Raw genomic sequence first — 8,584 nt, 5'->3', positions numbered from 1 at the left:
GACGAGGGGGAGGGGGACGGGTGCCCCTCAGGGACGGGAGTCGAGGAGGAGGACCGAGGGAACCTCGGTGGGGAAGGCCAGCCGCAGCAGGCCGTACCCGATGCCGGCCAGGCCGCTGAGCAGCCCGGGGGAGGGGACGTGATCGGGGGTACCGCACCGGTGACCGTGGCGTTCGACGCGCCCGAGTAGTTCCCCGGCCCGGGCGCGCAGCGCTTCCCCGGCCCTGTCGTCCCCGCGGGCGGCGAGGACCGTGAGCGCCTCCAGGACGCCCAGGGCGCCGTGGCCCGGGCTCAGATCGGCGGGAAGCGGGGAGGCATCCAACAGCGTCGCGCACCGGTCGAGGTCACCGGAGCCGTCCGCGGGCAGCGCGTCGGCGGCGGCCATCACGGTGCCCGGGAGCCCGTCGTACCAGGTGAGGTCCCGGGGCCGGTCCAGGGAGCGGGCCAGGGCGGCCCGCAGGGCGTCGGCGGCGTCCCCACGGAGGGCCGCGCCCCCGTTGCCGGGGATGCCGGAGTACCGCATCAGCGCCCACGCGGTGCCCGCCGCGCCCCGGGCGAAGCCCGAACCCCCGGCGCCGGAGCCGGGGTCGGCGGAGTCGAGGGCCAGGCGGGCCGCGAGGGAGTCGGCCAGCCGGGCGGACCCCGGGAAGCCGGTGAGACCCCACACCGCGAGAGTGGAGGCCAGGGCCCCCGCCAGGCCGTCGGCCACGTTCCCGGCTCCGCCGTCGCCGGTCGGGGCCAGGGCGGCGAGCTCCAGGGCCGCCAAGGAGTCCGCCAGGCAATCGGCGGGGTCCTCGCCGAGCAGGGGTCCCAGGCGGGCGACCGTGTAGGCGATGCCGCCCAGGCCGTTCAGGGCACCGGGGCCGACGGCGTCGGCCAGCGCCGGGTCGGCGACCATCGCGGACATCAACCCGGACAGCGATTCCACCACTTGGCGCGCCGGCGAGGTGTAACGACGGGCACCGGTCAGGGCGCCGATCTGGGCCAGGAACAACGCGACACCGCAGTAGCCCTGGGCCAGGCCCGCGCCCATGGGCAACACCGCCCAGTGCTCGTCGGTGACCCGCTCCAGCCCCAGCCAATTGACCCGGCCGTCACGGTGCAGGGCGCGGGCGGCGATCTCGTCCGCGATGCCGCAGGCCGCGCTCAGCAGCCGGGAGGCCTCCGGCGCCACCGGCGGAGCCGGCTGGGGCACGAGAACCGAACGGCGGTGCCCTCCCCCGGCGCCGGACGCGTTGGCCGCCGTGACGGCGAGGGTGGCCGAGATGACCCACTCCTGTTGATGACGGTCCACCTCCCCCATGCGGGTGACCTTCCCGCCGGCGGCATCGAGACCGGAGACCGGCAGCACCCCCTCCAGTCGGTCGCCGCGGGCGGTCCAGACGGAGGTCCCCCGGGGGCGGTGGAAGAAGAGCGGTACGTCTCCCGACCACAGGTCGCGGATCTCCTCCTCGATCAGTCGTTGCCGGATCGGGTCGTGGGCCGACTCGGTCCACAGGAGGGCGAGGACGGCGTCCCGGGCCAGGGCGTCGCCGAGCACGGCCGGGTGGCCCGCCTCCTCCAGGAGCGTGACGTAGAGGCGGGTCGATCGGACGATGAGCCGGCCGAAGGCCCCCGAACACCGGGTCGCGGGGCCGGTGGGGCCCAGCAGTTCGGCCCGGTGCTCGTCGATCGTGTCGTAGGTTCGGCGGAAGCCCTCCATCAGGGCGGCCCGGTGATCGGCGTGGCCGGCCGCCCGTCCGTCGAGCAACGGTCGGTTCCGCCCCGGCTCGCAGGCCACCGGTCCCCGGACCGCCCTCATCTCGTCCGTCCCCACCCCCACCCAGCGCAGGCCGTCGGCGGGGAACGCCTCCCCGGCGGGGCCACCCAGGGCCGAGATGTCGACGGCGCCGTTCTCACCGATGAGGAGTTGGGGGAGCAGACAGGTGCGGTGCACGGAGGAGTTCAGGGCCTCGGCGGCGGGATCGGGACCGGCGGTGGAGGCGGGCGGCAGACCGGAGTGCAGGAGGGTCTCGGCGTCCACGAGCACCGGCTGGTCCCCGCACGCGATCACGTTCTCGTAGTGCATGTCCGCGCCCTCCAGCGCGTACAGCAGGGCCAGCAGGGCGCCCTGCCGGCGGTAGAAGCGGTCCACCTCCGTCACCGAGGAGCACCCGCGGTGCTCGATGTACTCCAACCAGCCGTACCCCGGGCGGGGCAGGGACCTCGCGGTCCGCAGTTCGAGGCCGTCCACCCGGCGGTTCAGCCAGTCCACGCACTCGTCCAGCAGGCGGTGCTGGTCCAACGGGCGGGGCTTGTAGACCACCCGGGCGCCCCCGGCGAACCGCAGTACGGCCACCGAGCGGTTCCCCTGGTGGGAGTCCCCCCGGTCCATCTCGATGTCCGTCAGGGGACCCGGGTCCTCGCCCCCGAGAAGGGTTTCCACCAACAGCCGTCGGTCGGCCGCGTAGCGCACCAGGAGTTCCGTCATGGCCTCCGCGGCGAGGACACAGGACTGCCCGAGCAGGCGGGCCAGTACCGGATAACGGGTGAACAGCTCGCCCAGTCCCCGACGGGTCCCGGCGGCGGTGGTGAAGGAGGCGAACCGCTCCCGGGAGGTGCTGCCGTCCAGAACCCCCGCCGTGCGCGCGGCGTGCAGTTCCCCCACCAGCGTGCGCCCCGCCTGACGGGTCAGACGGTCTCCCAACCGTCGCTCGAAAGCGGCCCGGGCGGTCGCCGACTCGCCCCGGGGAAGGGACACCCTCCCCGCCACCCCGGCCCAGGCCGTGGCGATCAGGGGGCGCACCACGGGGAGGAAGACCCCTGCGCCCCGGGGGGTGTTCCCGATTCCCCACCCCTCGTCCCCCGGGGGATCCACCGGCGCGGCCGCGCGGTCCGCGGTCTCGGGAGCGGCGGACACGGCCTGCTCGACATACGTCGCCCAGGACGGCTTTCCAGCCCGTCGGGCCAGCCGATCCGCCGGTTCCCCCGCCAGCGCCGCAAGGTGGGCCTCGCTCACCCCGAGGCTCGCGCGCCGGTCGGCGAAGCCGCTCTCGTCGCCGACGGCCCATGGAGCCGGACGCCGGGGGTCGGACGAGCGCGCGGCGGTCGGCGCCCCGGGGGCGGTCAGCCGCTCGCGCAGGTTCAGCGCGGGCGCCCACCAGTCGCGGGGCAGCGGCCGGAGCCGGGGAGCCGGGGCAACAGCGGAATCAGTCACGTCATCAACGTCCCGGGCCCGCCGGGTCCGCACATGGGGGAAGCCCACCCATATTCTTCGCCCCCGGGTACCCGGGGGCATCCCGACGGCTGCCCGGCCCGGGGGAACGGTGGTTTCCGTTTCCCCTCCCACCACCCGTCCGCCGTCGCCCCCGCGGCGGTCGCGTCCCTGGTGGGAGGGGGTTTCCCCAATCTGGGTAGCGTTCCCCGATGCCCGGGGTCGTCGACGGGGCGAGGCTGGGACCAGCCCTTTTCGGATGCCGGCCACACGGACCGGCCGGTGAACCTCGGAGGACCCCGATGGGAGATCCCGTATCCGTCAGCGTGATCGCACTGGACCCGGTACTGGAGGCGGGAACCAGGAGTACCCTGCTGACCTGTCCCGACGTGGCCCTGGTCGACCGGGACGAGGAGACCCGCGTCGTGGTGATGATCGTCGACCGGGTGGGGGACCCCGAGTTGGAGGCACTGCGGGCCACGCGCGGGATTCCGCGACCGCCCGATGTGGTGCTCGTCGCGAGCGAACTCACCGTGGCCGAGACCCTGCACGCCCTCGCCCTGGGCGCCCGGGGGCTGTTGCGTCGGCGGGAGGCGGACGCCGGGCGCCTGGGCCGGGCCGTGCTCGCCGCGGGGCGCGGGGACTGCACGCTCCCACCGGACCTGCTCGACCGTCTCCTGGAACGTTCGACGGCTCCCGACGCCGGGGGAGGCGACCTCGGCTCCCTGCGCGGCGCGGGTTCGCTCAGCGACCGCGAGCGTTCCGTGCTGCGCCTGGTGGCCGAGGGGCACGAGACCAACGAGATAGCCCGTCGTCTCTGTTACTCCCCCCGCACGGTGTCCACCGTGGTCCACGACATCACCCGGCGGTTCCGTCTGCGCAACCGTGCCCACGCGGTGGCCTACGCGCTTCGGGCGGGCCTGTTGTGACGGCCGCCGTGAGCATCCTCGCCGCCGTTTCCGGTACGGAACCCTCCCTTCCCCCCGTGACGCAGGCCCCCGGGCCGCCGGGGCCACGGGTCCGGGTCCTCTCGGCCGGGTTCGCCTCGCCGGGGGACGCGCCGGGACTCCCGGATCCCCTCCCCACCATGCTGCGCCGGGCGGGCCTCCTCCCCGTCCCCGAGGGGGTCCGGGACGGGGACACCGTGGTGGTCGTGGTCGCCCCGACGGTGGAGGAGGCGCTCTCCCACCGGCCGTCGGGGGAGCATCGGGCCCTGTTCGTCTGCGACACGGTCACCCCCTCGGGGTTGCGCCGGGCCATCCGATGCGGTGTTCCGGCGGTCCTGTGCGCGGCCGGTCTCACCCCCGAACAACTCGGTGCGGCCGTGCGCGGCGTCCGGCGGGGCGAGGGGCGGCTGCCCTATCCGCCCCTGGCCCGGCTCCTGGCCGCCGGCGAGGCCCCCGGGCCGGTGGGACTCACCCCGGGGCAGACCAGGGTGCTGACACTGGTGGCGGACGGGTACGCCAACGCCGACATCGCCCGCCGGATCGGCTGTTCCGAACACACGGTCAAGAACACCGTGCACGAGGTGATGAGCCGTCTCCAGGCCCGCAACCGGGCCCATGCGGTGGCCACCGCGGTGCGCACCGGACTGGTGTGACGTCCCCTCGGAACCGCGAGGAGGCGGCCCCGTCCCACCCCCTCGCGGTTCCGACGGCTGTGGTCACCGGGCGGCCGGGGCTCCCCGGACGCAGGCGTGTTACCGGTGGTTCGGGTCGTCGGGGGGACGGGGTCCGCTTCCCGGCGAGGCTTCCCGGGGAAGGGGGGAGAGAGGCGATGTTTCCGTCGGGGTTCCCCGGGCGCGGTCGCCGACCGATGAGGGCGGAGGAGTCGTGATCGGTGCTCCGGTGACGGCGCCCCGGGAAGGGAGGGACCGATGGCGACGGTGACGGCGATGGCCGCGGTCTCGGGGGAGGAGCTGCCTCCGGCGGTGGCCTGGTTGATCCTGGTGACGCTGCTCGCGGGAGGGGCCGCGGTCGTGGTGACGACGGTGATGGCCGCGCGGGGGAGGTTGGCCCGCAACCCCCTGGCGGGGATCCGCACGGGGCGTTCCATGGCGAGTGACGAGAACTGGCTGCTGATGCACCGGGTGGCCCAACCGTGGGCCGTGGCGGGCGGGGCGGTGATGGCGTTGGTGGCCCCGACCGGTTTCCTGACCTCCCACGGGGCGGTCTTCGGCGTCGTCGTGGCGGCGGGCACCCTCCTCTCGCTGGTCCCGCTGTTCATCGGTGTCCACCTGGGTACCCGGGCCATCAGGGAACGTGAGGCGGAGGGCGGGCCCGGTTCCGCTCCCGGATCCGGCGTCCGCACGTGACCGCCCGGGGTGTGCGGCTGGTGTACGAGACGCACGCGATCACCACGGACAACGAGGCCGGTGTGGTGACCGGTTGGCGACCGGGCCGGTTGTCCCGGCGGGGTCGGGAGGTCGCGGTGGAGTTGGGCGCGCGGCGGAGGGACGACGGGATCTCCGCCGTCTTCGTCTCCGACCTCGCCCGGGCGGTGACCACGGCGCGGATCGCCTTCGCCGGGACGGGCATCCCCGTCCATCGGGACGCCCGGCTGCGCGAGTGCGACCACGGATCGTTCACCGGGCGACCGGTGGCGGAGGTCGCCGCCGCGCGTCGGGACCGGTTGGACCGGCCGTTCCCCGGTGGGGAGAGCGTGCGGGGGGCGGTGGAGCGGGTCCGGGACTTCGTGGTGGACGTGGTGGACGTGGTGGCCGGGTGCGACGGGCAGCGGGTGGTGGTGATCGGGCACGCCGTCGGTCGGTGGGCGTTGGAACACCTGGTGGCCGGTCGCCCGTTGGAGGAAGTGGTGGAGGAACCGTTCGAATGGCGGCCGGGATGGGAATACCGGCTGACGGGTGGGGAAACGGCCGGACGGTGCGACGGGCGAACCCGGCGACGGGATGGCGGAGAGACGGCGGACCTCACGGAAAATCACCCGCAAGCGTGAAATGTCGGCAACTCTGTTCGAATGTCGGAGTGCGTTGGTCCCGGCACCCGGAAAACTTTCCCCGAATCGGCATCATGATGTGATCGGATTGAAATACCCGAGAGGGCAACCCGGAGGCGAGTCGCGTCGCATCGGTGAAAGTCGACAAATTTCTTCCGTGGTCGAAAACGAAAGCGGGGCGCCGGATACCACTCCCGTGGGGAGGGTCCGACGCCCCGCTTTCGCGCGGGCTTCCGGCCGGGGTCAGCCGAAGGAACGCTCTATCTGGGCCAGCTTGGCCTCCAGTGAGTCCAGGCGCGGGCTGGCGCTCGAGGGCCCGGAGGAGGACGAGGAGTCACCGACCCCGGCACCGACCGGCTGCTCGCGTCCGGCCCGGCCGTCGCTCACCTCGATCGAGGTCTCCCCGCCCTGTCCGGCCTCCAGGGCCATCTGACGGCCCCGCCCCGGCAGCATCCGGTGGTGCCCCATGGCCCGCAGGCGGGCCCGCTCCAGCTTCCGCTCCTCACGCGCCCGGGCCTTGGCGGCCTCCTTCTTCTGCCGCTCGTCGCGCACCTCGTCGACCGCCTCGTCGAGCGTCCGCACGCCCTCCAGCAGCATCAACGACCAGGCGGCGAAGGTCTCGCGCGGCGCCCGCAGCCACCGCACGAAGCGGATCTGCGGCAACGGGCGCGGCACCAGGCCCTGTTCGCGCAGCGCCGCCTTGCGGGTCTGCTTCAGCGCGCGGTCGAACAGGATCGCCGCGGCCAGGGACATGCCGGCGAAGAAGTGCGGGGCACCGGCGTGCTCCTCGCCGCGCGGCGCGTGCACCCAGTTGAACCAGGCGGCGGCGCCCGCGAACAGCCAGACCAGCATCCGGGAGGCGATCGAGGCGTCGCCCTGGCTGGCCTCCCGCACGGCGATCACGGCACAGAACATGGCCGCGCCGTCCAGCCCGAACGGCACCAGGTACTCCCAGCCGCCGGAGAGGTTGAGGTTCTGCCGGCCGAAGCCGACCAGGCCGTGGAAGGAGAGGGCGGCGGCCACGCCGGCGCAGCAGAACAGCAGGGTGTAGGAGGCGGTGGCGTACAGGCGTTCCTTGCGGCGCCTGCGTTCCTCCATGCGTTCCCAGGAGTCCTCGGCGGCGTCGCTTCCGGAGGAGGGCTTGCGCCCCCGGGCGAGAAGGGCCACGGCCACCAGGAACCCGCACAGGAGTACGGCCGCCGCCAGCACCCAGTTGAACTCTATGTCGGTCAATGTCATACGGGTGTCCCTTTATCCGGCCGGTATCGGTGGTGCCGTGGGTGTGGCTTCGCGCGGCGTCATCGCCGAACCCCCGGCTCCGTCACGGGATTCGCCGCGGGGTTCCGCGAAGGAATGATGTGCACCGGATATTAAGGGATTCGGAAGTCCCGCTGCTACCGGATCCCGGAGAGACGTTCGACGCGCTCGGCATCACAGGTGCGAGGACACGTCAGGCAGGTGTCCTCGGGGCGAATCGTGTAGAAAAGACAGCAACTGATGCGGTCCCGGGTGGTGTGGCGCCGCCCCCGGGCATCCGTCAGTTCCCGGAAGCCCGCGCCGCCGGTGTACGGGGCGGTGGAGCCGGGGAGCAGCAGCTCGATCTCGCGCCGGGCGCGCTCCTCCTCGCCGAACAGACCGCCCAGGTATGTCAGGCTCTCCGTCAACTCGTCGGAGGCCATGCCCCACAGGGCCCGCTCCCGACGGCGCATCAGGGGACCGAAGGTGGTCAACAACGGCGCGAAGTGCTCGGCGGCCACCGAGCGCAGGGCGGCGCGCAACGCCTCCGCGTCCCGCACCGGGCGGGCCCCCGGCAGTTCGGCGGCGGGGTCGTCCACGAGGCAGTGGAAGTGCCGAACCCGCACGGTGAGGCCGGTGTCGTCGAGCAGGATGTCGGCGGGGGCGAGGATCGGCACCCGGCGCAGCAGGAACCACGGGACGGTGAACAGCGCCGCGGAGGACCACATCAGCCGGTGCAGGGCGAACCCGGCGACCACGTCGGGTCGCGCCGGTGCGCCGTAGTCGCGCTCGACCCGCTCCGCCTCCCGGGCGAGGAAGGCGTCCAGCGCCGCCCCGCCCGCCGCGAGTTCCCCCGGGTTCCACCGGTCACCGGCGGGAGCGGCCGGGGAGAGGCCCTCCTCGCGGACGCGGAAGGCGGGCAACACCTCCCCCATGCGCTCCCAGGCCGGGGCCAGGGGAGAGGTGGGGGCGAGCGCGGAGAGCATCACGGAGTCACCTGGGCAGGATCGCTTGGGCAGGTAAGGCTTACCTTAACTCACTCCCGCCGGGGTTTGATCCCTCGACATCCTTGCCTACAGTGCACGGGTCGTGTTGATTCGGGGGCAGGAGGGGACAGGAGCGGACGGATGGAGCATTCCCGAACGGATTCGGCCGTGCGAGCGGCGGTCCCCGGCCCCCGCCCGGGTCACGGCGGACCCAC

General features: G+C 73.7%; 7 protein-coding genes. 4 read left to right on the top strand and 3 right to left on the bottom strand.

The window, feature by feature from the left end:
* Nucleotides 1-27 precede the first annotated feature (27 nt).
* Nucleotides 28-3,195 (bottom strand): type 2 lanthipeptide synthetase LanM family protein, encoded by a 3,168-nt coding sequence (locus FOE67_RS09485; protein WP_182662497.1) that lies wholly within the window; start codon nt 3,193-3,195, stop codon nt 28-30.
* Nucleotides 3,196-3,494: 299 nt separating this feature from the next.
* Here FOE67_RS09485 and FOE67_RS09480 point away from each other — a divergent pair, with 299 nt between their 5' ends.
* From FOE67_RS09480 to FOE67_RS09465, 4 genes are all read left to right on the top strand, one after another.
* Entirely contained in the window at nt 3,495-4,121 is a 627-nt protein-coding gene (locus tag FOE67_RS09480; protein ID WP_182662495.1) for a helix-turn-helix transcriptional regulator, read from the top strand.
* A gap of 158 nt (nt 4,122-4,279) precedes the next feature.
* Nucleotides 4,280-4,792 carry a helix-turn-helix transcriptional regulator gene (locus FOE67_RS09475; RefSeq protein WP_182662493.1) on the top strand — a complete coding sequence of 171 codons (513 nt, stop codon included), beginning with the start codon at nt 4,280-4,282 and terminating at the stop codon, nt 4,790-4,792.
* A gap of 276 nt (nt 4,793-5,068) precedes the next feature.
* Nucleotides 5,069-5,506: an SdpI family protein gene (locus FOE67_RS09470; RefSeq protein ID WP_182662491.1), complete on the top strand. Its 438-nt coding sequence runs from the start codon at nt 5,069-5,071 to the stop codon at nt 5,504-5,506.
* A 20-nt stretch (nt 5,507-5,526) separates the two neighbouring features.
* A complete protein-coding gene (locus FOE67_RS09465; protein WP_323384572.1) occupies nt 5,527-6,147 on the top strand; it encodes a histidine phosphatase family protein in 621 nt (206 codons plus the stop codon).
* 243 nt (nt 6,148-6,390) lie between these two features.
* Here FOE67_RS09465 and FOE67_RS09460 read toward each other — a convergent pair whose 3' ends face one another.
* Together FOE67_RS09460 and FOE67_RS09455 are read right to left on the bottom strand one after the other, a co-directional pair.
* Nucleotides 6,391-7,386 carry a DUF2637 domain-containing protein gene (locus FOE67_RS09460; protein WP_182662489.1) on the bottom strand — a complete coding sequence of 332 codons (996 nt, stop codon included), beginning with the start codon at nt 7,384-7,386 and terminating at the stop codon, nt 6,391-6,393.
* A 155-nt stretch (nt 7,387-7,541) separates the two neighbouring features.
* A complete protein-coding gene (locus FOE67_RS09455) occupies nt 7,542-8,369 on the bottom strand; it encodes a (2Fe-2S)-binding protein (protein WP_182662487.1) in 828 nt (275 codons plus the stop codon).
* Nucleotides 8,370-8,584: the final 215 nt, after the last annotated feature.

The sequence above is a fragment of the Streptomyces calidiresistens genome (assembly GCF_014141525.1).
GTDB classification, from domain to species: domain Bacteria; phylum Actinomycetota; class Actinomycetes; order Streptomycetales; family Streptomycetaceae; genus Streptomyces; species Streptomyces calidiresistens.
Note: the sequence above shows the minus strand (reverse complement) of the source record. Positions and strands in the feature narration are given on the sequence as shown.